Raw genomic sequence first — 25438 nt, 5'->3', positions numbered from 1 at the left:
CAGTTAGAAATTAAAAAATATTTTTAGAATGGTATTTTTTTAATTTCATTAAATTCTTGTTAAAAATTTATTAATTTAATGAAAAGAAAATTCTAAGAGAATTTAATTGGAAATGAAATAAATAGGTATATTTTATGATACTGAAAGTAGGTTATTTTATTTAATAAGGATTATAACTTTTTTCTTCAACAAGGGCACTTCCCGATTTCATATTTATTTGTTTTTTTACGTCAGCTCTTTTATCGTTTGTAAAATAGACGGCACGTGCAAGGCCAATAAATTCTTCATCGAATTGTTTTGCGCGTTCTTTATCTCTAATTTTGTCTTCAATATCCCAAAGAGATTCATTATATTTTTTTAGTTCACTTATCAAACTGTCGTTTAAATTAATATTATTTTTTTGACAGACATCAGACAAGAGTTTTAACTCTTTTTTAATATTCATGAGTTTGCTTGGGTCTGAAATCCGTGAAGATTTTATTTCAAGAATTGTTATTTTATCAAGAAGTTCTCCAATAGATATTGGTGTATGTATTTCTGTCATAAAATCTCCTTAAGCGTTTAAATTCTGCCGGCACCAATACTTTTGGGATCAAATGTCAGCCTCAAAGCTTCTCCAATAAAGTTTAAGCTTGCTACAATTGTAAATAATGCCAAGGCGGGAAAAAAAGCAAGTGTTGGATTCGTTGTAAGATAATCACGTGCGGAATTGAGCAATCCGCCCCAACTGACGTGCCCTTGGCTGACGCCTAAGCCTAAGAAACTCAATCCAGCTTCAGCAATAATGACAGAGGCAAGAGAGAATGTAGCTTGAACAGCCAGAGGAGAAATTGTATTAGGAAAAATATGTTTAAACATCATTCTGCTGTTTGAAGCGCCGAGAGATTTAGCTGCCACAACAAATTCTCGTTCTTTAAATGATAAAAATTGGCCGCGTACAACCCGTGCATAGCTCACCCATCCTGTAATACTCAGTGCAACGACGACATTTATCAATCCTCCTCCAAAAAAAGCCATGATGGCAATGGGCAGAACGAGTGGGGGAAAGGCAAGCAGGATGTCGATAAATCGCGAAATAAAAATATCCACTTTCCCACCAAAATACCCCGCAATGGCGCCGAGAGGAATTCCTACTAAAAGACTCATGGCAACTGTGAACAAGCTGACAATAAGAGATGTGGAAGCGCCATTCATAATGAGAAGAGTCACGCTTTGGCCATTGCCATCGACGCCGAGCCAATTTTGTAAAGAAGGACTATGTAGTCTTTGTTGTAGATGAATGGGGATATGGGAAAAAACCGGAATAATGAGAGGGATAATTGCAATAATAATCCAAAAAAGGAGAATACATCCTGATACAATGGTAATATTATCACGACCTGCTATTTTAAAAAATCGATATGTTATTTTCTTCATGATAAACGCACCCTCGGATCGAAGACCCGGTATAAAATATCTACCAAAAGGTTACAGGTGACATAAATTGTGGCCATGATAATAACACATCCTGAGACAATATTATATTCCCGTTGTTGAACAGCTTCAACGACAAGACTGCCTAATCCGGGCCAATTAAAAATCTGTTCTGTAATGACCGTACCGCTTAATAATACGCCCAGTTGCATTCCTAAGACAGTTAATGTTGGTAAAAGAGCATTGCGTAGAGCATGTTTCGTTAAAATTGTGAATTGGCTGAGCCCCTTGCTTTTTGCTGTTCGAATATAATCTTCTTGCAAAACATCGACAATGCCACTGCGGATCATGCGGCTTGAAAAGGCAGCAAGCGAGGCTCCTAAGGTAACGGACGGTAAAATAAATGAATTAAAGCCTTCGTTTCCCATTAAGGGAAAAATATTAAATTTAACGGCAAATATCCACATTAAAATAGGTCCAATTATAAAACTGGGAGCGGAAATGGCTAATAATGAAAAAATGGCAGATGCTTTATCGGTAAACTTTCCTGCATGAGCAGCACTGATAATTCCGATAAATGTCGCAAATAAAATAGAAAAAATAAAAGCAACAGTGGCGAGTTGGATTGTTTCCCATAATCGTGGTAAAATAATATCTGTTACCGATAAATAGCCTGCATAACTTTTGCCAAAATCACCTTGGCATAATTGAGTCATAAAATGAATGTATTGTTTCCAAATAGGTTCATTAAATCCATATTTTGTAAGCCATTCTATTTTATTAATATCTGAAGCATCGACGCCTAAAACCGTATCTGCAGGACTTCCAGGTATCATGCGTTGCAAGAAAAAAACGATTGTGGAAACACCCCAAAGCACAGCAATTAATTGCAAAAAGCGTTGAGAAATAACTTTAAGCATTATTGTCCTTTATTTTTTTGTTACGTTAATTATGGACCAGTATCTTCCATCAGAATAAAGTTTGTAACCTTCAACATTTTTAGCTACTACAGCAACATTTAAACTATGCCATAAATAAACATAGGGCATTTCTCCGGCCAAAAGCTCCTGAGCTTGATCATAAATCACTTTTCTTTTTTCGGGTTTGACTTCTTCACGGCCTTCTTGGAGTAATTCATCCACAGAAGCGCTTGAAAAGGCACCTCGATTTCCTCCTGCAGGAGGCACCATGGAGCTGGCAAAGACAAAGCGGAGGTGATCGGGATCTTTAAATCCGACCCAAGGAGAAATCCAAACTTTCGCTACGCCTCTTTTTACCTGATCAAGAAATACACTATTTTCAAGCATCTCTACTGTGGGAATAAAACCCACATCGGCAAGATTGGCTGCAATGGCTTTAGCGACTTCAACCGTGGACTTGTTGCTATTGGAAACTTTAATAGAAAAAGAAATAGGATCGGTAATGCCCGATTCTTTCAGCAATGTCTTCGCTCGTTGCGTATTAAATGGCAGTTCTGGGATATTGCTATCAAAATAATAGTGATTGGGTGGGAACATGCTTGAGGCTAGAATTCCTTGATCCTGCAAACGGAATTGCAACAGACTTTTTCTATCAATCGCGTAGGCAATGGCCTGTCTAACTTTCAAGTTGCTAAAAACAGGATCTCTAAAGTTAAATGCCAAATAGGTTGTTGAGAGTTTGGGGCCCGATAAAATATTAAAAATATCACTTTTTGTTTTTTGTAAGAGTGAGATTTTATCGGGATCGATGGCGTTTTGCGCAATGTCGATATCGCCTCGGACGAGAGCAGAATAACGTGTGCCGCTGTCAGTTATAATTTTAAAATCAACCTGTTCCATCTTTGCTTTGGTTGAAAAATTGTAGTTTTCATTGCGTACCAAGAGCCAATTTGAAGCACTTGCTGATTTTAATAGGAAAGGTCCGCTTTCATAGCCTTTACTATCGACTACGTTGGGCGGGCTACTGAGAGCCGCATCTTTGGGCAGAATTCCAATGGTTAGATTTGTTAAAAAAGAAGTATCAGGTGTTTTGAGTTCAATTAAAATCTCATATTTAGATGTAGCTTTGAATACAGAGACGTTGCTGAAGGCCCCTTTTCGGGGGCTTGGGGGAAAGTCGGTTTGCGGGGAAAGAATTTGTAGATATGTTGCTTCGGCATCATAAGCATCTATTTCTTTTCCGTTATTAAATTTTACGCCTTTTTTTAAGGATATTTTCCAAGATTTATTAGAAAGAATTTTTACTTCATCAGCAAGCATATAAAGAGTATTGCCCTCTTCATCAAAGCTGATAAGGGGTAGAAACCTTAAATTTTCGATGTACTGACTATTGGCGTCGGAGCCAATGAGGCGGGGATCTCCTGACTGAATTTTTGAATCAAAAGCGATGGTTAGAATGTTTTTGGGGTTTTTGTCCCCGTTTTTTCCTGAGCCCGAGCTTGTCGAAAGATAGATGATATAAGCTATCAAACCAATTGATATTGCTGTAATTAAGAGTCTTTTGCTAGTTAAACGTATTGTCATGGCAGGAGGTCTCCTTGTTGGCGTTTGAAAAACGCTTTCATTTACCCTGTTTCTAAATGTTAGAAAAAAACGGGACAAACTTCCAACTTTCGAGCAAAAAACGTGTTGACGCATGCGCATGCTATTGCTACAAACTTAGGATATGCTGTTTCTTAAACAGTGTTTTCATTCCCCTTTTGCTCTTTTTAAGGAAGCATTATGGCTCGTATTTCAGTTCAAGATTGCCTCGATCAAATCCCTAACCGCTTTGCAGTTGTTATGCTTGCGGCACGTCGTATGCGTCAACTTCAAAAAGGAAGTGATGCTCTCGTTGAATGTAAAAATAAAGAAGCGGTAACAGCTCTTCGTGAAATTGCCGCTGGAAAAGTGGGAATTAAAAATGCAGAAATTGTGCCTGGATTGCATTTACCAAATAAGGTCAAGTGATTGTATTTTTATTAATTTCTATGAGTCGTGACTTATCAATTTTTTGAAAACTGGATGCTGAATTCTACGCAGTGTCCAGTTTTTTATTTTGAATTAAAAAGGGTTTTACTATGGCTTCTGCTTATCGATATTTTACAACTCCAATTTATTATGCAAATGGAAGCCCCCATGCTGGTCATGTTTATGCGACTATTTTAGCGAGTATTTTAAAAACTCATTATTTACAAAGAGGAATGGAAGTTCAATTTTTAACAGGACTCGATGAGCATGGTGAAGCCGTTCAAGATAAAGCAAAAGAGCTCGGTATTGAACCCCAAAAGCTTGTCGATGACATGTCTATTTTATGGAAAAATGAGTTTACCCGATTTGGAATTAATAATGATATTTTTATAAGAACAACAGATAAAAATCATGTGCAAAATGTTAAAGATATTCTAAATTATTGCCATAAAAAAGGTGATATTTATTTTGGTGAACATGAAGGTTATTATTGTATTAAATGCGAAGGATTTTTAACAAGTAACGAGCGGGATGAAAATAATCATTGCCTTATTCATAAAAGACCAACAGAACTTCGTAAAGAAAAAAATTATTTTTTTAGAACTTCAAAGTATCGTGAACAGTTGAAAGAATTCATTGCGCAAGGAAAAATTACGCAGCAAGAGCGGTATATCAATGAATTATTAGCTATGCTGAATAGTTTAGAGGGAGATCTCAGTATTTCGCGACCTAAATCGCGTTTAAATTGGGGAGTCGAATTGCCATTTGATTCTGAGCATGTTGCTTATGTTTGGTTCGATGCACTTCCTAATTATGTTACGGGAATTGGTGGATTAGAAGTTGCTCGTAGCAGTCAATATTGGAAAAATGCGCATCATATTTTAGGTAAAGATATATTAAAGTTTCACGGCATTTTCTGGCCTGCTATGTGTTTATCATTAGATATTCCGTTACCTAAGCTTCTAATTACGGGCTGGCTATTAAAAGATTCACATAAAATGTCTAAGAGTTTAGGTAATATTGTTTCTGTCGATCAAATATTACATTATGGCAAAGATATGTTTGTGAACTATGTTTTTAGAGCAACAAATCCGGGTGATGATATAGATATTTCCTGGAAATCATATTTTGAACGTTATAATTCTGATTTAGCAAATGGAATCGGTAATTTATTATCGAGAACTCTTGCCATGATTGAAAAATATTTTTCAAAAGAAATTCCTAAATTTTCTTCGGAATATCTTCTTCAAGAGCAAAAAGATATTGAAGAAGCTTGTAAAAATGCAGTATTTAATGTAACAAGAGCCTTCGATGATTTTAAAATTGCAGATGCCATAAATGAAATTTGGAATCTTGTTTCGTTAGCTGATAAGCATATTGCTTCTCAAAAACCATGGGATATTGCTAAAAATTCAGATGCTGAGAGTCTAGCAAAATTAGCAAATATTCTTGCGACAAGTGTCGGTGTATTAAGAGTTGTAGGTTATTTATCTTATTCCTTTTTTCCGCAAAAAATGAATGAATTACTGACAAGTATAGGCGAAGATACAACACAAATGAATCAAAGCTTTTTAAAAGCACAGGAATTTTTTGCTATTCATTTTGGTTACGTATTTGAAGAAATACCAAAATTATTTGCTCGTGTCGATATTGCTGCAGAGCTTGAAATTGTAGAACCTAAAAAGAAGCTTGAGACAAAAAAAATAGAAAATAAATCTGAAGAAAAGCCTTCTAAAAAATTAGATAAGGAAGTCAAAAAACAAATGGATTCTGAAGTTAAAAATCCAAATTCACCCATCACAATTCAAGATTTTTCAAAAGTTGAAATGCGTGTGGGTACGGTATTGAGTGCCGAATTTGTAGAAGGTTCTGATAAATTATTAAAATTAATTGTTTCCTTAGGAGAACTTGGAGAAAGACAAATATTTTCTGGTATTCGGGAATGGGTAAAACCCGAAGAAATCGTAAATTACAAAGTTATTATTGTTTGTAATCTTGCACCAAGAAAAATGAGATTTGGCGTAAGTGAAGGAATGATGCTCTCATCAGAAACAGTTGATGGTAAAGTAAGCCCTATTTTACTTCCCGAATACCTCAAAGAAGGTTCTGTATTAAGTTAATTTGATAAATAAATAACTTATTTTTGTTTAAATATTTTTAATATGGAGAACATATGGGCTTTCATTATAAGGCGATATTTGTTGATCTTGATGGAACTTTATTAAATTCTCAAAAAAAGATTTCAAAAAAAAATCTAGATTGTTTAAATAGTTTCATTGATAGTAGTATTTCTGTAGTTATTGCAACGGGTAGAACAATCAAATCTATTAAAAATGTCACTCAAGGTTTAAAAATAAATACACCTGTAATTACACTCAATGGCAGTGATATTCGTAACAGTATTGATGGCTATTCCATGTTATTAAACTATATTGAAGACGAATTGAAAGAAGCTATTTTTTCTATGTGCAGAAGTGTTATAAATGGCAATTTAAATTATGCCATTCAAAATATACTTGTTGATACTGCGCATGGCTTTTATTGTTTGCATCCTAATCAAATCGAAGTGGATGAATTTTCAAGCCATTATGATTCCTATGTGAAAGAACTTGATTTGGATAACCCTCCTAAAGAGGCTATTGTTAGTTTTTTATTTCTGCTCACTCCCGATAGCAAGCGATCGGCATTTTTAGAGGAACAGTCTGAAATATTAAAAATATTTAATGCCAAATTTTGTACCTTTAATGGTTGGCCTTGGATTGAAATTGGTTCTTCTCATGCAAACAAAGGTGCTGCTATGCAATATGTTTGCGAATATCTTGGCATACAAACTAAGGATGTTATTGCCTTTGGTGATGGTGAAAATGACGTTGAAATGTTAGCACAAGCGGGTCTTGGTGTTGCCATGGCAAATGCAGATGTGCATGCTCTTAAAATTGCGAAGGCAAAAGCGCTTTCAAATGATGAAGATGGCGTGTCAGATTTTTTAGAACGACTTAAATAACTTGGAAATATATCATAATGGAAATTTATAAAAAACCACCTGAATTTAAAGAACTAGCCGAAAAATGGTGGACACCGGAACGTCTTAAAAAAATTATGGGAGATAAACACTATACTATAACTCCTTTAAATGCTCCCTTATTGTTGAGAACTTTAGGATTATTAAATTCAGATGCGACTATGTCGCCAGATAATTTGAAGAAATTTATTCAAATTAATCATATGTTCAATTTACTAGAAGCTCATTTTGAAGATCTTTTAAAGAGACATAAGGTTGTTCGTATTCTCGATGCGGGTTGTGGAAAATCATACCTAACTTTTTTATTAGCATGGTATTTTAAAGAAAAATGTAAACATCCTGCTGAAATAATTGGTGTGGATACAAACACAAAAATCATCAAAAGCAATATTGAAAAAGCAGAAAAACTTGGATTTCAAGATGTTTTGCAATTTGAAGCCGCTTCCATGTTGACTTATAAATGGAATAAAGAAACAAGACCTCACGCTGTTATCGCTCTTCACGCATGTGACACGGCGACCGATATGGCCATGGCATTTGCTATTAAAGAAAAAGCCGATTTTATTGCTGTCGCTCCTTGCTGCCAAGCCGAATTGGCTCGTAAATGGAAAGAAATTGATAAAAACCATCCTTTAACTCCTATCTATCAAACACCTCAAGTTCGTCGGGAAGTGGCAGCGCATTTCACAGACGTATTGCGTATCTGTTTGACGCGATCTAAAGGTTATGAAGTAACAGCAACCGAATTTGTTCCTTCTACTCATACGCCTAAAAATCGTTTGATCACATGTGTGAGAAGAGGAAATTATTTAGATTCTGCTACTCAGGAATATACTTCTTTAAAAGAATATATTGGTAATAATAGCATTACTCTAGAAGATTTATTAGAAAATAATATGGAATAAACATTTTTTACTTGGAGATTTTTTTATGCGCATGTCCAAATTAGTGGGAAGAACAATTAAAGAAACGCCTAGAGACAGCGAATTGCCAAGCCATAAATTTATGTTGAGAGGCGGTTTTATGCGCCAATATTCAGCAGGTATTTATGGCCTGTTACCTTTAGGCATGCGTTGCGTTTCAAAAATTGAAAAAATTTGTAAAGAAGAAATGAATGCGGTTGAAGGCCAAGAAGTAAGAATGCCTTGCTCTGCAACTCGTGAATTATGGGAAGAGACAGGACGCTACCAGACATTTGGCAAAGATATGATGAAATTTCAGGATCGACATGAGAAACAAATGGTTTTAAACCCCACTCATGAAGAGCCTGTTGTTTACTTAGCGCGCACAGAAATTACAAGTTACAGACAACTTCCCGTGATGATGTATCAAGTGCAAACTAAATTTCGCGATGAACCTCGTCCGCGCGGAGGTTTAATCCGCCTGCGTGAATTTACCATGAAAGATGCCTATAGTTTTCATACGAGCGAAGAAGATTTAAAACAATATTATGATCAAGTTTTTAATGCATATAATCGTTTTTTCAAAAGAACAGGTTGCAAAAATTTTGTCAGCGTCATGTCAGATAATGGTTTATTCGGGGGACGTTATTCTCATGAATTTCAAATGCTCGCACCTACGGGTGAAGATAAGCTCATCACTTGTCCCAAGTGCAAATACAGCGCAAATGAAGAAATTTCCACTTCTCCTTTTGTGACCAAAAAGTCCGTTGAATTATCATTAGACAAAGTGCACACGCCAAATATTAAAACGATTGATGCATTGACGAAATGCTTAAGTATTTCTGCAGAACAAACAGCTAAAGCTGTTATTTTTCAAACTCTAGAAGGTATTCCTGTGGTTTCTTTTGTACGCGGCGATTTGGAAGTCATCGATAAAAAAGTGCGTACTCTTGTGAAATCGGAAGTTGTTACCGCAACCCATGATTCTATTGTCAAAGCGGGAGCTATTGCGGGTAGTACAGGTCCTATGGGTTTAAATTTAAATAATTGTTTTGTTGTCGTCGATTACACTATTGTTAAAAGTAATAATTTAGCAACGGGTGCTAACGAAAAAGATTACCATTTTACGAATTTTAATTTTGAGCGCGATTTTTATTCTAAATTAAATGAAGTAGAAAAAAAGAAGGTGATTATTGGCGATATTGCCGCGGCAAGAGAAGGCGATCCTTGTCCTCAATGTAACGAATCATTAAAAGAAACACGTGGTATTGAAATTGGAAATATTTTTCATTTAGGGACAAAGTATTCTGAAGGCATGGAATGCACTTATCTCGATCAAAATGGAAAAAAACAATATCCTATAATGGGATGTTATGGGATTGGGATTACTAGACTTCTTCCCGCAATTATTGAAGAAAGCCACGATGACAGAGGCCCTATTCTTCCTTTACCTATTGCGCCTTATGAAGTGCATTTGTGTGTTTTGAATAGGAAAGAAAGTATTATTCAAGAAAAATCTGAAGAACTATACATTAAATTAACAAAACAAGGAATTGAAGTTCTGATTGATGACCGCGATGAAAAACCCGGATCCCAATTTGCCGATGCCGATTTATTTGGAATTCCTTTCCGCATTATTCTTTCTCCAAAAACATTTGCTGAAGGGTGTGTAGAATTAAAATATCGTGATAATCGTATAGAGCCTAGAAAAATTAAATTAGAAGAAATTGGAAATGTCTTATTAACAGAAATTAAAGATGAATATAAAAAATATAATAATGTATAGTTTATTCTATTGAATATTTTGTATCACTTTTAAATAATGAGGCATCTTATTATTTTCTAATAGTTCTTAGAATATCTTTTGAATTGAATGAATAATCTTTAATGTTAGAGTGATAAGTCTTAGAGAAATTTTTTAAATTAATTTTATGCCAATTTGATTCGTCTAAATATTTTAAAAACTCATTAGATTCAAAAGAGTGAATTGCAGAAAAAATTTTAATATTCATTTCATATTGATTATTTAAAAGGTCTTTGCCATGCAAATAATCGTAAATATAAACCAAAGCGCAGGCACCATTCATAAAATGTCCACCTACAGTTGTGCTTAAGGTTCCATTTTTAACTTCGAAAATAGATTCTTTTGACCAGTTTAAACCACCAAGAAAAATATTTTTACCTGGAAGTCTATTTTTTTCTTTAGTTGCTTTTAAAGCACCCAGGGCAATAGGATCATTCGCTGCCCAAATTAAATTGATATTACTATATCTTTCTAGCATAATTTGCATTTGTTCAAAAGCAATATCTCTTTTCCATTCGGCATAAATTGATTGCTTTAAATGGATATTAGAATGTTTTTCAAGAAATTTTTTAAGCCCATCTCCTCTTTCTATAGAGGCAGGAGTGGCTTTGTCGCCATTAATAGCAATTAAATTAAAATTAGTTGAATGTTTTATTTTATTTAAGGCATCTTTATAAATTTCTTCGGCAATAAGATATCCTGCATAAGTATTATCAGGGACTATTGTGCTTAGCCAATATTTGTATTTTTCTCGGGGACGTTTTAAAATATTTTTTTGTTCTTTTGTTAAATCGACATGAATCAGAATTGTTTTAATTTTAGCCTCATTTAAAATGGGAATGATTTCCTCAGCGGAAAGTTTTTCATTAACAATAAGAACAAAATCTGGTTTTACTGTTCTTTTGGCAATTTCCTCTGCAATTTTTACCATATATATTCTGTTTCTTTGTGCATATACTGACTCTAATTTAATCCCTAAATTTTTGGCAGCTGCTTCTGTAAATTTTCCTGATGTAACCCAAAAATCTTCATCAGATTTGCCAGGATTTATAAAAGTAACAGATATTGAAAATGAATTGATATGAAAAATAAATATAAAATATATAATAAAGTAATTTAAAATTTTTTTACTAAAATTCATTTTATTTTTCTTTCATAATTTGATCGTGATAATTCTTCAATGTGTTTAAAATTTTTTATATCTATCAAATTTGCACCTCATCAGTAAAAATATTCATTGATGAATGAGTTCAATATTTAAAACTTCTTATTAATGAGAGTATATTATAAATAATGTGGGAAATAAATTCTTATTGGAATTTTGACTTTAATTTTATTCAGGCATTTTTATAATTTAAAATATGCTATTTTACTTTTTCTGAAAGGAATAAATTCTTTTATCTTCGGCATCGGAAAGTTCAATAAAAATTTCAAGAATTCTTTTAGGGCGTGGACATTGGGTTATGCTAAAAAATTTATTAAAATCATCCTCATCAACATTGTAAGGCCATTCAAAAACACATATCGTCGAAGAACTTTGAAATTCATTTTCAAGTCCTAAGTAGTTAAGTTCTTTACCTGATTTTAAGCGATATAAATCTAAATGAATTAATTTTTTAATATGTTGATTTATATTTTTAAGACCTTTATTCGGATTTAAATTTTCAATATTTAAAATTGAAAAAGTTGGACTTACAGAAAATTCTTCGGCGCCTAAGCAAATAGAAAGTTCCTTTGTAAATGCAGTTTTTCCACTTCCTAAATCTCCATCAAGAAAAATCCAATCACCTGCTTTTAAAAATAGAGTAAATTCTTTCATAAATTGAGATAATTCATTTAATGAGAGTTCAATCTGAATTTGCTCAATTGTGATATCACTTAATAAATTATTAAAATTTAATTTAAAATTTTCTATATTAATCATGTTAACTATTACCTTCATTTTGAGAAATTACTTCCCAAATGAGTTCACCAATTTTTGTTGCTGATTCAACTGAGGGAGCAGATTGAAGAGCGACTTTTCTTTCTTCAAGGGAATTTAATGTAGATTCTATGAGTTGAATAGCTGATTCATTCTGAAAAGTATTTTCATCAATAGATTGAGCCCAGCCTTTATTCATAAAAATTCTTGCATTGATAATTTGATCCCCTCTACTGGCATGCATGCCTAAAGGAATGAGAATCATGGGCACTCGTGCGGCAGCTAGTTCAAAAATACTGCTTGCTCCTGCGCGACAAATAGCAAGATTGGCAGCAGCATATGCAAATTTCATACCTTCATTTAAAAATTCTAATTGTCGGTAGTTTTCAAGTCCAAGAATATCTTGTTTGTTACCTTTTCCAACGATATGAATGATATTATAATTTTTATGTAGCATGGGTATAATTTCAAACATTTTTTTATTTAAGCTTTGTGCACCTAAACTACCTCCAAATATTAATATTGTTTTTCGATTTTCTGGTAATGAAAAGTATTTAAGGCTTTCCTCGCGAGTTGCAGAAAAAAGAGATTCTCTTACGGGTAAGCCAATTTCTAAAACTTTATTTTGAAATAGAGGAGAAATCTTTTTAATAGTTTCTGGAAAGGCGACAAGAGCTTTTAATGCAAAGGGGAGTGTCAATCGTGTTGCTAAGGCGGGAGTGGCATCACTTTCATGAATAATAACGGGAACGCCTCTGAGCCAGGCAGCCCAGACAACAGGCGCTGAGACAAAACCACCTTTTGAAAAAACAATAGAGGCTTTTACTTTTCCTAGTAGCAAAAATGCCTGAATAAAGCCAAATATAATGCGAAAGGGATCTGTAAAGTTTTTTAAACTAAAGTAACGGCGAAGTTTTCCAGTGGCAATCGAGTGATATGTCCAAGTAGGTTGATTACTGGATACTAAATCTTTTTCCATACCTGTTTGCGAACCCACATAGTGGACGCTTAAATTATTATTGTGAAACTCTTTTGCCAAGCGTGAATGACGGGCTTCAAATAAAGCAAAATGGGGCCAAACGTGGCCTGCTGTTCCTCCTCCCGTTAAAACAACACTGTATTTTTTTTTAATTTCTTTTTCAGTCATTCTTTGCGCCAATTCTTTTTAAAAGATTATAAATGATCGTGGCTATCCCAAGTGAAGTGATACTTTCTATCCTCAAGTACCATTGCTGCTTCAGTTACAAATAAAGGTTCAAAGGTGTCAACCATAATAGCTAATTCTTGAGTGTATTTCGCTCCAATACTCTGTTCGTAGCGTTCAGGGTGAGGGCCATGTGGGATGCCTGCAGGATGAAAGCTAATAGAATAATTTGAAATCCCTTTTCGACTTGTAAAGTCGCCACTCACATAAAAAATAGCTTCATCGCAGTCAACGCTCGAATGTGGCCAGGGGCAGGGTACCGCTTTGGGATGATAGTCTAGCATACGGGGAACAAAATTCATCATATAAAATTTATTTCCACTAAATACGTTGTGTATTGTAGGGGGCAAATGAACGGAGCTGGTTTTGGGTTGGTAATCATAAATAGAAAATGAAAAGGGCCAATACCAGCCATCCCAACCTACAACTTTATAAGGAAAATCGGTATATTCATGAATTGTAAGATTGTGATCTTTTTTTACAATCACGCAGTAATTTTCATTGTCTTCAAAATTTAAAAGACGCGTAGGTGATTTAAAATCGCGATGATTGTAGGGGGCATCAAGTTTAATTTGTCCCGAAGGTTGTTTAAATTCAGCAGGAATTCCAAATTTACTTTTTCCTTCTACCACAAGCATATTTGATTTTGAATGACAAATAAATCGGTATGGAATCGCTTTCGGAATAAATAGATAATCTCCTTTTTTATAGTCAATTTCACCCATGATTGTTTGTAAAATACCAGATCCTTCAGGAACAAAAAAGATTTCATCGGCGTCGGCATTTGAAAAAAAGTTCTCATCACTTTTTGATAAATTTACAATGCCAATGGAGCAATTGTCATTGATAAGTAATGTTGCTCTAGATTCAAGCATTGATCCTTCTTTTTTATATATTGGAGTCTGAAAATGACGGCGCTTAAGTTCGTGAGTATTTGTTTTATGAAAGCTGGGAAAAAAAGGATTATCATGTTGGAGAAGTTCAACTTTAATTTCGTGAGTAGGAGCTCTTTTTTGATATAAAATGGAATATTGTTCGTTAAAACCATCGCGAGTTATGACATGTTCTGCAAGCATTTTTCCTTCATATTCACAAATAGTATGTTGTTTTGTCGAAACAAAACCAAGTTTTCTATAATCAATCATAGGTTTAGGCTCCCTATTAAAGTGACAAAGTGAGTGACGTTATTTTATAACATTTAACAGGATTTACGAGCAAGTCGCAATTTGCAATTTAGCAAGGCTTATAATAGTCTGATTGTTTGAGTTGCTTTGTCCTAAAAGGAATGTTGCTTTTATGCAAAAAAAATTACTGTTTATAGCAGATTCATTGAAAAATATAAAACCTAATTCCGATTCCAGTCTTGCATTAGCTCAAGCGGCATTAGAAAATCATTGGGAAGTTTTTTGGTGTGAACCCAATCATGTTCACATATTAGGAAGTTCCATATATGTAAACAATCTCTCTCAGCTTAAATCTGTATCTATGTCTGAAATTAATTATGATTCGAATAATAAAAAAATATTACCTTTAAATTTTTTTAGTTATTGTTTCGTTAGAAAAGATCCTCCTTTTGATGAAAATTATAAAGATTTATGTTGGATTCTTTCTTCACAATCTGAGGTTAAAATTGTAAATCCAGCAGAAAATCTTTTAGCTTTTCACGAAAAAGCATTGCAATGGAGAGCTTTAGCAGAAGGTTTTTTAAACCAAGAAAATATTATTCCCACTTGTCTGACAAATTCTATTGAAGTGATTGAGGATTATTGCAATCAAAATCAATCTTTAATACAAAGTGGAATTGTTTGTAAACCTTGGTTGGGTCATGGCGGTGAAGATGTAGAGCTTTTTAAAGATAAAAATACATTTATAAAGTATTTACATGATAAACAAAAATATCAAAAAATAAGGCAACGCATTATGGTTCAGCCTTTTTTAAGTGAAATTTATACGGAAGGTGATAGGCGTGTTCTTGTTGCAAATGGTGAAATTATTGGTGATTTTGTTCGCCTTCCTGCACAAGGAAAAATCGCCTCTAATTTAGCCCAAGGTGGTTCTGCTCTTATAAAAGAAATGACACCTTATCAAAAGGAAATTTGTTTAAAAGTAGCTTCCTTTTTAAAACAAAAAAATATTTTTTTCGCAGGTCTCGATGTGATTGGTTCGCGTATAGGTGAAATTAATATTACGTCTCCAACAGGTTTAAGGACATTTGAAATTTTAACAGGCAGAAATATTGCAAAAAAAGCATTTAGTTTATTGGTGAATTAGTATTTATGAATAATTATTATAATAAAATTTTTTGTACTTTTGTGATTTTATTTTTTGTTTCGTGCGTAAGCTCAAGAAAGAAAAATGAATTTTTAAAAGCGGATGCAGCCGATCTTGTTCATAACGTTGTGAAAGTGATTCAAGATCGCTGTTATAATGCAAAAAATCCTCAGTTCCTGGGTGAATTTAGCACAGGAAGTATGAAGATAGCACCTTATGAAATGGAAGGTGTTTGGGAAAATAATTATAATTTATTAAAAGCAAGCGTAATTGGTCCTTTAGGGGAGGAGTATCTTTCCTTTTCAGTAGATGGTTATAAAGTAAATTATAATAATAGCTCTCGAGTTCTTGTAGATAATGATTATTTTGCACAAATTTCCTCGCTCATTGCAAGTATGGGTGCAAAAGAGTTGAGATCCTTTTTATGTGGTCAATATGCGTTTCATATTTCGGATGAAAATGATGGCATTTTTATTGTTAAAGAAACTTCACCTGAATTAAAAACTGAAAATAAAAAACCTATTGATAACATTAATAAAGTTGAAGAAAATGAATTAAAAATTGAATACCCAGATGAAAAAGTGATTTTTAATAAGAAATATTTTGCTATTTCGACAATTCAAATTTCTTCATATAACATCGAAATTCATAGCAATGTTTCTATTACAAAAAATCCGAAGGGAAATGGTTTTGGTGTTATCGTAAACAGCAGATTTTTTTATGGACCTTTTTCCAATGATGCTCAAGTTGACGTGAAATGGGTGGGTTATATTAATAATAATAATGTTTATCCTAGTTCAACTATTTTCAGGACAAAAGAAGAAACATTTTCGGTTAGTTTTATAGAGTATCAATAAAATTATTTATTGTTTATTCGTAATTATATTTATTGTTTTTTCTTTACTTTGCTGTTTTTTATCATCTTCATTGGGCTTTGTTTTTTTGCTATTAAAATTTTCAATCATCGATTCTAATGTGGAAAATGCAATATCAAATTCTTTATCTGATAAGGCATATACTTTTGTAACTAACTTTTGAAAATGTGAATATTTTTTTTGAGCAATACCACCGCTTTCTGCACGACAAGCTTGATCTCTCATATGTCTCGCGACGTCATCTTCATTTATTTGAACTTTTTTATCAGTCATTTTCTGCTCCCGTTGTCTTTCTCATCTGCGTTTTAATTCATCGGGATGTTTTATTTATTTATAAGTATTTGGTCATAACTTTGGCAAACAATGAAAATTTTTCAAACATATTAATTTTAAATGAATAACAATACAAAAGTATAATTAATTAAAAGGTTTTCTTAATGGCTCCAGATTTTGATTTTACAAGCCGCATTAGTGAAATTGACATCCTAATTTTTTTGGTACCGCGTGTTGGCGTTGCCTTAATTGTTGGTACTTTAGTAGGTTTGGAGAGAGAGTATCGTGGAAAACTTGCAGGCATTAAGACCAATGCTCTGATCTGTGCAGCATCTGCATTATTTACAGCTCTTTCCCTCATTATTTCAGAATATGGCTCATCGGACATCACTCGCATTATAGCTCAAATTGTATCTGGAATCGGTTTCATAGGTGCAGGAGCCATATTTAAATCATCTAGCAAGGTTCAGGGACTTACGACAGCGGCTGTTATTTGGACTGTGTCTGCCTTGGGTATTTTAGTGGGATATGGCATTTTTCTACCCACAATCATGATTACGATTGGGTTGATTGGATTTTTATCTGTGGTCGCTTATTTTGAAAAGAAATTTTTTAAAAATCGTTCTCATTCATCTGATTCGAGTAGTAGCAGTGGCGGAACGATGGATTGATTTTCATTTATAATAAATTATTAATTTATTTTTTGTGATTTAAATATTTGCTTAGGCTGTATTAAATTATTTTGTGCTTTTACTAAAACAAGTTCTTTTGATTGAGCTTTATGAGTTTCATCAATAATACTAAAAACGCGAGAAACAGTCTCTTCAAGTGCTATTGATAAGTTAAAGTTATTTTTTAAATAAAAATGTGTAAACAATGCTGAGGTAAGATCCCCTGTGCCATTTAAAGTGATTGGTATATAGGGTGTCGATAAAATATAAACAGACTCCTTATTTGATGCGAGAACACTTATATTTTTGTTCTGATTCTCTTTAAGTAACAAACTTGTTACTACAACAACTTTTGGGCCTTTTTTCATTATTTTTTGAGATGCAAAAATAGCATCATCAATTGTTTCAACTTTCATTCCGCTTAAATACTCTAATTCAAAATGATTTGGAGTGATAATTGTAGCGTAAGATATCATTTCATCTTTAAAAAATTCGGGAATACCTTCTTTAACAAAAAAACCTCTCCCTACATCTCCCATAACGGGATCGCAGCAATAAACTGTTTCCGGATTGATTTTTCGGAGTTCTAATATGGCTTCTATCATCACATTTCCAAGCTCTTTTGAGCCCATATATCCACTGAGGAGAGCATTGCATTTCGAAAGTACTCCTCTATCTTTTATTCCTAAAAAGACATCCCTTACTCCCTCTACGTCAAAAACTCTTCCACCCCATTTACCATATCCGGTGTGGTTTGAAAAAAGGACGGTGTGTATAGGCCAAACCTCAACTCCAAGTCGTTGCAAAGGAAACGTAACAGCGCTATTACCAACATGACCGTAACTGACACAAGATTGTATTGAAAGAATTGATTGTTCCATGGTATATATCTCCGAAGTAAAATGACTTTGAGAATTTTGGTCTCAAAGTTTTTCCCATGGTACAACAGGAAATAAAAAAATTACACTTTGCCTCTTGATATATATGTCATTTCAGGCAACTATAACCACAGTTTCATTTAACCTTCACTTGAGAGGATGTTTATGACAAAAAGAAAGGTTGCGACTGTTTCAACTTCTGCTTTAACAGTTGAGGTTTCTTCACGGTTTGATCAATTACCAAAAAAATTAACGAAAGAAGTCATTGCAGCTTTTCTTGATGCAATTGAAGATCACGTTGCGGCAGGAAAGAAAGTGCGTATTGATAAACTTGGTATTTTACAAGTAAAAGATCGCGCTGCGCGCAAGGGGCGAAATCCTCAAACAGGTGAAGAAATTAAAATCCCCGCTTCTAAAAAAGTCAGCTTCCGGGTTGCATCATCCTTAAAAGAAAAAGTGGGTGTAAAAAGAAAATCATCTGCTAAAAAGAAAAAATAATTCAAATTTAATGGTTTGAAATGCATGAGCTAGTAGAATTCTTTCTACTAGCTTTTTTAAGTATTTATAATTATTGTGCTAAGTTTTTATTCCTCGGCTCTATGAAAAATTCAATATTTTTTCTCAATTTTCCGATATAAAAGTTGTTGAAACGTACTCGAAAAGGGATGATTATAACATTGTGAAATAAATGGCAAAAAACACCTTTAAGATAAAAGACAATATTTTACTGAGTCGTGGGATTCAATTAGATCGCACAGAAGAATCCGTTCATAGGTGTTTTTTATTTGCTTTTACAAAGTTTGAAGAAGAAGAGTTTGATACGGAAGCCGCTCGCATGGAAGCAACTAAAGTTGTTTTTGGCTTTCCAAATGACTTTATCAATGGCTCCACAATTGCTCAGTGGCTCGCGACCGGTGGGGATGAACGTCGTGCTATTGACGCTATTAAAGACTACATTATTGAAGCAAAACGCATAAAAGCGATTGAAAAAGAAGTTAAAACGATTACAGCCCGTGTATTTAGAAGCGGTAGTTAATGAAGATCTTTCTTTTATTTCTCTAGACTGAAAAAAAACTATCATGTATGACTCAAAAGATTTTTGAGTTTTTTTGTTTTTGTTACATTTTATAATTTTATTTTAAATAAGGATAGTTTAATGATAAGCAACTCTAAGGAACTTCCTATACAATTGGGTTTTTCAATGCCTGCGGAATGGGCGACTCATGCGGGCACATGGACTTCTTGGCCTTGTGATGATGAAATTTGGTATGGCCTTTTTTTAGAAAATGTGCGTCATGAATTTGCGGAACTCGTAAAAACAATTGCGAAATATGAAGCTGTTCATTTACTAGTCCGGAATAATGAAGCGCATCAGGATGCCCTAAAGAGACTCGGTCATTTATCTAATGTAACAATGCATCAAGTTCCTTTAAATGATGTCTGGTTTCGTGATAATGGCCCTATTTTTATCACTAAAGAGAACGATTTAAGCATAGTAAAATGGGATTTCAATGCTTGGGGACAGAAATTTAAATGGGATTTAGATAACAAAGCTCCCTTTGAAGTTGCTAAATATTTAAATGCGGACATGTTTCAGCCAGGCATAGTTATGGAAGGTGGATCTCTTGATGTCAATGGACAAGGTGTTGCCTTAACAACAAGGCAATGTCTTTTAAGTAAAATGCGCAATCCTAATCTTACAGAAGAAGATATACAAAATTATTTGAAAAACTATCTGGGAATTCAAAAATTAATTTGGTTAGAAGATGGTTTAGAAGGTGATCATACCGATGGTCATATTGATACCATTGTGCGTTTTGTAAATGAAAATACTATTGTTTACTCTATGACCGAAGATAAATCGGATACAAATTATGCGCCCATGATGAAAAATTTAGAAATATTAAAATCTTCTACAGATTTAAATGGCAATTCTTTTCAATTAGTTCCTTTAGTGTTACCTAAAAATAGAATGGAAATTGATGATGATCGCTTGCCATGTACTTATGCTAATTTTTATATTGGAAATCATTTTGTAGTTGTTCCTGTATATCAAGATCCTCATGATGAATTAGCGTTGCAAACATTGCGTTCTGTATTTCCAAATCATCAAGTTATTGGCTTAAGTTCTAAATATTTAATTCATGGCGGTGGTTCTTTTCACTGTGTTACTCAACAGCAACCTGCTGGTAAAATTTGGGGAAAATAAAAGATGTCTGCAACTGTTAAATTAGCCATTGTGCAAATGGCAATGTCCAATGTTTTAAAAGTAAACCTTGAAAAAGCAACTCAATTTATTCAAGAATCCGTTCATAAAGGAGCAAATATTATTTTGCTTCCCGAATTATTTGAAAATCATTATTTTTGCCAAGAACAACATGATCATTTATTTGATTTAGCTCATGAAGTGGAAACTCATCCCTTTTTACCTCATTTTCAAAAGCTAGCTAAAGAGTTTCACGTTGTGTTACCTATAAGTTTCTTTGAAAAATGTGGCCAAGCTTATTATAATAGTATTGCTATGATAGATGCTGATGGTACTTTATTAGGTGTTTATCGTAAATCGCATATTCCTGATGGTCCTTGTTATCAAGAAAAGTATTACTTTAATCCAGGCGATACAGGATTTAAAGTTTGGACGACAAAATTTGGAAAAATAGGTATTGGCATTTGTTGGGATCAGTGGTTTCCGGAATGTGCACGTTCAATGGTGCTTCAAGGCGCTGATTTATTACTTTATCCAACGGCCATTGGTAGTGAGCCTCCTGAGGCTCATGCTATTGACACCAAAGACATGTGGCAGCGCGCCATGATTGGTCATGCCGTTTGTAATTCTGTTTACTTAGCTGCTCCAAATAGAGTGGGCTCTGAAAAAAATATGACCTTTTATGGCAGTTCCTTTATTAGTAATTATATGGGCGATAAGGTTGCAGAAGCAGATAGAAATTCAGAATGTATTTTATATGCGGATTTAAATTTTAAAGAAGCTCAAACATTTCGAGCAGGAATGGGCTTTTTTAGAGACCGAAGACCTGATTTATATAAAACATTATTTTCCTTAGATGGTAAAATTTAGTTAAAATAAATTTTATAAATCATTTCTAAAATTAACGACGATTCCTAGTGCACTCGCGGTCGCATTAGGTACTCTTAAAATATTATTTCCTAATGAAACAGAAATGCAATTTAGGTTGTTTTTAATGAATTCTCTTTCACGCTCTGAAAAACTTGCTTCGGGGCCAATTAATACACAAATCTCATCATTTTCATTTTTGAAATTCTTTTGAATTTCTTTAAAAATTGAATTTTTAATTTTTCCTTCGTAGACATGGCTTTCATCGCAAAATAAAACTAATTTATTTGTTTTCGAATTTTTTACATGTTGATTAAAAAATAAATCTAGACCTTCATAGTAAAAAATTTCAGAAGCATAAGCGCTTTTACTTATTCGGGTTGCTTCAAAACTCAATTGTTTTGCTTTTTCAAGTTTTAAAGGAGCTTTTGAAGCGGCCTTATCGCTCTTAAATATATGAATATTATCCGCACCCATTTCCGATGCATTGCTAATCACTTCATCCAGTGTTGTGGGTTTGGGCATGGCAAGCCATAAACTGATTTCAGGCGTTATTTTTTTAAAATGAGTTGCTTTGTTTATATTAAGATTTAATTCTTTTTTATTTGCTAAAGTGACAATTCCTTCTGCTTTTAAGCCGTGGCAGTTTGTAATTTCAACTTTATCTTCTTCTTTTAATCTCAAAACATGATAGGCATAATGATGTTCATCACCTTTAAGAGTTAAAGAAGAATTATTTTCGTTAAGGTCATAAGAAATTAATGTCCATTGCTGTTTTTGAATACTCATATTTAAAACCTGTGATTATAAATGGCATAATGAAATTAGTGGAGATTCTTTTAAAAGATTTAATTTTTCTTCAAACGAAAACTCAAAAAATTGACTGTCATGAGTCCATTCCTTAAAGCAATCCGCTATTGCGAGAATTTTTCGCCAATCTTGATCGGTTAAAGTTACATTTTGAAATAAATTATTAGTAATAATAAAATCATTTAATTTTCTGCTAGCAAATTCTATATTTGATTTTGCTTTATCATACAATGGTATATTTTCATCTGACATAAATGTCAGAGCTTCCATTTCACATAAAGTACGTGCATTAGAAATAAACAGATCACACAAAGCTTCCTCTAAGCTATCTAAATTCATAAAGGAGTTTTTTTCAGAGAATGATTCGCGCAAATAAATGTAAAATTCATCTTCATTTAGAATATGAGAACTGCCTTTCACACATTTAAAGTATTCTTTGAAAGCGAGTAACGTGTATTTCACGATTAAAACATGTTGAGTCATTGAGATTTGGATACTTCTATAATATCATTTGTTCCACTTGCTATGCGAGCCGATAAATGTGGAACAAATTGGTTGATTTGTTTGATAGCGCGCATGATTTGCGAGGTTTCAATGTCGCTATGGTATCGGACTTCCTCAGCGGTCACCGCATAGGGAATCATTATCGAATTTTTATTTGCTGTAAAGTTTTTTATTACATTTTCAAGTTCTGCCAAGTCATTTCCAGAGACTTCTTTTCCGATATACAGACGAATTCCGTCCCTTTTATTTAGTTTAGGCAATTCTTCTGTAAGGGCGTCTTCGATATCTTTTTCACTCGTCCCTAAAAACACCTTATTATTATAAAATAAAACAAATTTTGCACTAATAGGATTAAATTTTGAGGCCATTTCTCCAGAATAATTTATAAATACAATGAGACCCTTTTTGTTTATGAGAGGGGAAATTCCAAAGGGGACTTGTGGGGGCCAAGATTTGCTTCCTAAAAGTTGAAATTCAGTTTCTTGCTGTTTTTTTAAAATATTTTGACTATCTGTTGCCCAAGAACTATGAGGTACAAATTGAAAATGTGATATGTGCTGAACAATATTTTTGTTATAATTAATTCTTATTTTTTCTTCTTTTTTATTATAATTTTCGCAGATAAATACGACAAAGGGTAATTCTTCTTTTGGTTTTTGGTTCTTTCTATAATTTAAATCATTTGCAATAGAATAGCTGTTACTGTGGAATGACAACAGTAACAGGAATAATACTTGCTGGAATATAAGGTTCTTCCGCCAAAGATGAGTTTTTAATAATATTAATATCATCTGGAGTGGCTCCTTTAAGCTCTGATTTTCCATCATAAACTAATTTTACCACAGTAAGTCCAATGGCAGATGAGACCACTTTTGTAGGAAATATCATAACTTTTTTATTGCTGACTCCCACATCAAGTATGGCTGCGCCACATTGTACCGAGTTTCCGGGCAGCGAAAACATCATTGAAAAAGCAATTTTTTTCTTAGGAGGTGAATTTTTATCCGATTTATCTTCAGTTACCTTCTCATTTTGTGCCTTATCTACATAATAAACAAATTTATTTGGTGATGTCGCAGGCGGTTTGATAATGTCGCGCATGGCGGCTGCTAAGGTAACTTTAACAACGCCATTTGAATAAATTTCACTTCCTTGTGAATGAAAATAATTGTTCCATCCGGGCTTTGTTCCAATTTGTTTTTTTTCTATTTTTTGGCAGGAGGCTTTGAAGTAATTTTCTATATTTGTCAGAGCCAGTTTTCTGGCATTCACTTCTGCTAATAATCCACTGTTTTTATCGTTTTGATTGGGACTGGAAGCTCCATAAGTGGATATGGACATTTTAGCAAAATCAAATGAAATTTTATTTTCTTCGTTAACTTGTCCATAGGCAACGAAACTAAATGTTTGACCTAATAATAACATTGCTAACCATGTTGATTGAGTCACGCGCTTCCTTTCTTTTTAACCTCCCCAACATTTTCTGATGCTGCTTCGGTTAAAGAATCATAATTTAAATTTGAGATTTCTGCATCAAGTACGCATAGTGACATTATATTCGAAAATCCCTGAATTTTAAGGCGCAACATATTCCAGTATTGAGTGTCAATAGGATGACTCCTGCTGACAAAAAAGAGAACTTCTCTCACTTGAGCGAGAATGGCGGGAATATTGATACAAATATCTGAAAAATAACTTTTATTTTCTTGATCAAATGGAAATTGCATTGTGTTTTGTAGTACAAGTTCTAATTTGCGAATACTCGTTAAAAGAATTTCTGGTGAATAACCTTTAGTTAATTGCTTTTGTTGTTGAATGACTTCTGCTTTTCTATCCATTAATTTATGAATAGTTGCTTCTGTATTTTGATATTTATTGACATAGTCTGAAAGCCACTTAAATGTTTTAACAGGATTTTCGGGTATATCTCCAAATAATTCGGCAAGTTTAATTTTATGTAAATCAATAAAGCTAAGCAAAATTGCTGTGGAGCTGGTAGTTCGTTCTGGTCCTTGGAATTCTGCTCTTAAATCGCGAACTTCAGCAAGTGTGTCACGAATTTGTTCTAAAGAAATTTCTCCTAAATGAGAGCGAATATCTTGAGCTACAACAGCACCTTCTTCAGCTGCAATAAGTCTTTTATTTTCTCTTCTTAGAGTTTCATCAGAATTTGCAATTTGATTTTCTATTTCTTTTTTACGCTTCCATAAGCTTAAAGCAAATAAAAAACAGATTGGAATTGTAAGGATAAATATACAAAAAATGATAGCAAGCCAAAAACCACGATTGACTGTTTTTAGCCTTTCTTTTGCACCGATATTTTTCTTTTCGATTTTTTCAATATTTGCTTCATATTTTTCTCTATTTTCATAATGAAAAACAGCTTCGCATAGGTAGTTTGCGTTGTCTGCGTAAGGAGAAAGTTCTTTTAATGCAGAAAACCTATTGTATCTATGGATAATATGTGCTTCAGTTTTTTCGAGATGGTTGTGAACAAAGTCTTGAGCTCGTTTGGCATTTTGAATTATTTTCTGTCTTTCGTTGTCCTCCAAGGAAGTCCAGGGCTGAATTGTGAGTTTGAGAGCATTAATCCTGACATCAAGCTCTTCAATTTCATTCTGTTTTTCCTCAACGGAAGAGAGTTTTTTTCTTAGAACACGAAGGCCTTCAACGGATTCAACCCATTGTTTTGCTTCGGTAGCAAGTTCTTTTGAAAAAAAAGCATCAACCGCAATAAGGGATTTATCCGCTTGCCTAATTTGTTTTGCCCTTAGGTAGTGGGGTTTGATTTGAAATGTTCCCGCAAGCAAGATCAATTGATCTGCGGTTTCTCTTAGTTGCAATAAGCTCACTTGATTCATGAAAAACGCCTCTTGGTGCATGTAGT

General features: G+C 33.6%; 27 protein-coding genes. 12 read left to right on the top strand and 15 right to left on the bottom strand.

Annotated features, from left to right (window positions below):
• Positions 1-160: 160 nt before the first annotated feature.
• From AXG55_RS12960 to AXG55_RS12945, 4 genes are read right to left on the bottom strand one after another with little or no spacing between them, the layout of a single operon-like run.
• Complete coding sequence (locus AXG55_RS12960; RefSeq protein WP_148698526.1) at positions 161-544, bottom strand: DUF6165 family protein; 384 nt, start codon at positions 542-544, stop codon at positions 161-163.
• 17 nt (positions 545-561) lie between these two features.
• Positions 562-1416: an ABC transporter permease gene (locus AXG55_RS12955; RefSeq protein WP_148698525.1), complete on the bottom strand. Its 855-nt coding sequence runs from the start codon at positions 1414-1416 to the stop codon at positions 562-564.
• Complete coding sequence (locus AXG55_RS12950) at positions 1413-2333, bottom strand: ABC transporter permease (RefSeq protein WP_148698524.1); 921 nt, start codon at positions 2331-2333, stop codon at positions 1413-1415. The genes AXG55_RS12955 and AXG55_RS12950 overlap by 4 nt, the downstream gene beginning before the upstream one ends.
• 9 nt (positions 2334-2342) lie before the next feature.
• The gene (locus AXG55_RS12945; protein WP_233231220.1) at positions 2343-3917 is read right to left on the bottom strand and encodes an ABC transporter substrate-binding protein; all 1575 of its coding nucleotides are present in this window, start codon (positions 3915-3917) and stop codon (positions 2343-2345) included.
• 198 nt (positions 3918-4115) lie between these two features.
• Between AXG55_RS12945 and rpoZ the strand changes: the two genes are divergently transcribed.
• From rpoZ to AXG55_RS12920, 5 genes are all read left to right on the top strand, one after another.
• Positions 4116-4343 carry a DNA-directed RNA polymerase subunit omega gene (gene rpoZ / locus AXG55_RS12940; RefSeq protein WP_148698522.1) on the top strand — a complete coding sequence of 76 codons (228 nt, stop codon included), beginning with the start codon at positions 4116-4118 and terminating at the stop codon, positions 4341-4343.
• A 110-nt stretch (positions 4344-4453) separates the two neighbouring features.
• Entirely contained in the window at positions 4454-6463 is a 2010-nt protein-coding gene (metG, locus tag AXG55_RS12935; RefSeq protein WP_148698521.1) for a methionine--tRNA ligase, read from the top strand.
• A 53-nt stretch (positions 6464-6516) separates the two neighbouring features.
• Positions 6517-7347: a Cof-type HAD-IIB family hydrolase gene (locus AXG55_RS12930; RefSeq protein WP_148698520.1), complete on the top strand. Its 831-nt coding sequence runs from the start codon at positions 6517-6519 to the stop codon at positions 7345-7347.
• Positions 7348-7364: 17 nt separating this feature from the next.
• Positions 7365-8270 (top strand): class I SAM-dependent methyltransferase, encoded by a 906-nt coding sequence (locus AXG55_RS12925; RefSeq protein ID WP_148698519.1) that lies wholly within the window; start codon positions 7365-7367, stop codon positions 8268-8270.
• 25 nt (positions 8271-8295) lie between these two features.
• On the top strand, positions 8296-10053 hold the full coding sequence (locus AXG55_RS12920; RefSeq protein ID WP_148698518.1) for a proline--tRNA ligase: 1758 nt from the start codon (positions 8296-8298) through the stop codon (positions 10051-10053).
• Positions 10054-10102: 49 nt separating this feature from the next.
• Here the strand turns inward: AXG55_RS12920 and AXG55_RS12915 are convergent, their stop codons facing one another.
• The 4 genes from AXG55_RS12915 to AXG55_RS12900 form a co-directional block, all read right to left on the bottom strand.
• Positions 10103-11212, bottom strand: a complete 1110-nt coding sequence (locus AXG55_RS12915; RefSeq protein ID WP_148698517.1) for an ABC transporter substrate-binding protein — start codon at positions 11210-11212, stop codon at positions 10103-10105.
• A gap of 228 nt (positions 11213-11440) precedes the next feature.
• Positions 11441-11995 (bottom strand): tRNA (adenosine(37)-N6)-threonylcarbamoyltransferase complex ATPase subunit type 1 TsaE, encoded by a 555-nt coding sequence (gene tsaE, locus AXG55_RS12910; protein ID WP_233231219.1) that lies wholly within the window; start codon positions 11993-11995, stop codon positions 11441-11443.
• 1 nt (position 11996) lies between these two features.
• Positions 11997-13139, bottom strand: coding sequence for a UDP-N-acetylglucosamine--N-acetylmuramyl-(pentapeptide) pyrophosphoryl-undecaprenol N-acetylglucosamine transferase (locus AXG55_RS12905; RefSeq protein ID WP_148698515.1), 1143 nt, complete (start codon positions 13137-13139; stop codon positions 11997-11999).
• 26 nt (positions 13140-13165) lie between these two features.
• The gene (locus AXG55_RS12900) at positions 13166-14341 is read right to left on the bottom strand and encodes a homogentisate 1,2-dioxygenase (protein ID WP_148698514.1); all 1176 of its coding nucleotides are present in this window, start codon (positions 14339-14341) and stop codon (positions 13166-13168) included.
• Between the two features lie 151 nt (positions 14342-14492).
• On the opposite strand from AXG55_RS12900, the gene AXG55_RS12895 reads away from it, so the two are divergent.
• Complete coding sequence (locus AXG55_RS12895) at positions 14493-15467, top strand: ATP-grasp domain-containing protein (RefSeq protein ID WP_148698513.1); 975 nt, start codon at positions 14493-14495, stop codon at positions 15465-15467.
• Positions 15468-15472: 5 nt separating this feature from the next.
• Positions 15473-16324, top strand: coding sequence for a hypothetical protein (locus AXG55_RS12890; RefSeq protein ID WP_148698512.1), 852 nt, complete (start codon positions 15473-15475; stop codon positions 16322-16324).
• 6 nt (positions 16325-16330) lie between these two features.
• Here AXG55_RS12890 and AXG55_RS12885 read toward each other — a convergent pair whose 3' ends face one another.
• Positions 16331-16615: a hypothetical protein gene (locus AXG55_RS12885; protein ID WP_148698511.1), complete on the bottom strand. Its 285-nt coding sequence runs from the start codon at positions 16613-16615 to the stop codon at positions 16331-16333.
• Positions 16616-16779: 164 nt separating this feature from the next.
• Here AXG55_RS12885 and AXG55_RS12880 point away from each other — a divergent pair, with 164 nt between their 5' ends.
• Positions 16780-17286 (top strand): MgtC/SapB family protein, encoded by a 507-nt coding sequence (locus AXG55_RS12880; RefSeq protein WP_148698510.1) that lies wholly within the window; start codon positions 16780-16782, stop codon positions 17284-17286.
• 20 nt (positions 17287-17306) lie between these two features.
• Here the strand turns inward: AXG55_RS12880 and pdxY are convergent, their stop codons facing one another.
• A complete protein-coding gene (pdxY, locus tag AXG55_RS12875; RefSeq protein WP_148698509.1) occupies positions 17307-18167 on the bottom strand; it encodes a pyridoxal kinase PdxY in 861 nt (286 codons plus the stop codon).
• Between the two features lie 162 nt (positions 18168-18329).
• Here pdxY and AXG55_RS12870 point away from each other — a divergent pair, with 162 nt between their 5' ends.
• The 4 genes from AXG55_RS12870 to aguB all read left to right on the top strand — a co-directional run bounded on the left by AXG55_RS12870 (position 18330) and on the right by aguB (position 21240).
• On the top strand, positions 18330-18662 hold the full coding sequence (locus AXG55_RS12870) for an HU family DNA-binding protein (RefSeq protein ID WP_233231218.1): 333 nt from the start codon (positions 18330-18332) through the stop codon (positions 18660-18662).
• Positions 18663-18852: 190 nt separating this feature from the next.
• Complete coding sequence (locus tag AXG55_RS12865) at positions 18853-19200, top strand: hypothetical protein (RefSeq protein ID WP_148698507.1); 348 nt, start codon at positions 18853-18855, stop codon at positions 19198-19200.
• Between the two features lie 120 nt (positions 19201-19320).
• A complete protein-coding gene (locus AXG55_RS12860) occupies positions 19321-20373 on the top strand; it encodes an agmatine deiminase family protein (RefSeq protein WP_233231217.1) in 1053 nt (350 codons plus the stop codon).
• A 3-nt stretch (positions 20374-20376) separates the two neighbouring features.
• Positions 20377-21240 carry an N-carbamoylputrescine amidase gene (gene aguB, locus AXG55_RS12855; protein WP_148698506.1) on the top strand — a complete coding sequence of 288 codons (864 nt, stop codon included), beginning with the start codon at positions 20377-20379 and terminating at the stop codon, positions 21238-21240.
• A gap of 12 nt (positions 21241-21252) precedes the next feature.
• On the opposite strand, the gene AXG55_RS12850 is transcribed toward aguB, so the two are convergent.
• Genes AXG55_RS12850 through AXG55_RS12830 form a run of 5 tightly spaced genes read right to left on the bottom strand, consistent with a single transcriptional unit; the run spans position 21253 to position 25412 of the window.
• Positions 21253-22026 (bottom strand): RsmE family RNA methyltransferase, encoded by a 774-nt coding sequence (locus AXG55_RS12850; protein ID WP_148698505.1) that lies wholly within the window; start codon positions 22024-22026, stop codon positions 21253-21255.
• A gap of 15 nt (positions 22027-22041) precedes the next feature.
• Positions 22042-22530: a hypothetical protein gene (locus tag AXG55_RS12845; RefSeq protein WP_148698504.1), complete on the bottom strand. Its 489-nt coding sequence runs from the start codon at positions 22528-22530 to the stop codon at positions 22042-22044.
• Positions 22527-23342: a hypothetical protein gene (locus AXG55_RS12840; protein WP_148698503.1), complete on the bottom strand. Its 816-nt coding sequence runs from the start codon at positions 23340-23342 to the stop codon at positions 22527-22529. Before AXG55_RS12840 ends, AXG55_RS12845 begins: the two co-directional genes overlap by 4 nt.
• The gene (locus AXG55_RS12835) at positions 23251-24000 is read right to left on the bottom strand and encodes a hypothetical protein (protein WP_148698502.1); all 750 of its coding nucleotides are present in this window, start codon (positions 23998-24000) and stop codon (positions 23251-23253) included. Before AXG55_RS12835 ends, AXG55_RS12840 begins: the two co-directional genes overlap by 92 nt.
• A complete protein-coding gene (locus AXG55_RS12830) occupies positions 23997-25412 on the bottom strand; it encodes a DUF2207 domain-containing protein (protein WP_148698501.1) in 1416 nt (471 codons plus the stop codon). Before AXG55_RS12830 ends, AXG55_RS12835 begins: the two co-directional genes overlap by 4 nt.
• Between the last annotated feature and the right edge of the window lie 26 nt (positions 25413-25438).

Source organism: Silvanigrella aquatica (assembly GCF_001907975.1).
Lineage (GTDB): Bacteria > Bdellovibrionota_B > Oligoflexia > Silvanigrellales > Silvanigrellaceae > Silvanigrella > Silvanigrella aquatica.
The sequence above is the reverse complement of the archived record's forward strand: the minus strand, read 5'-3'. Positions and strand labels throughout refer to the sequence as shown.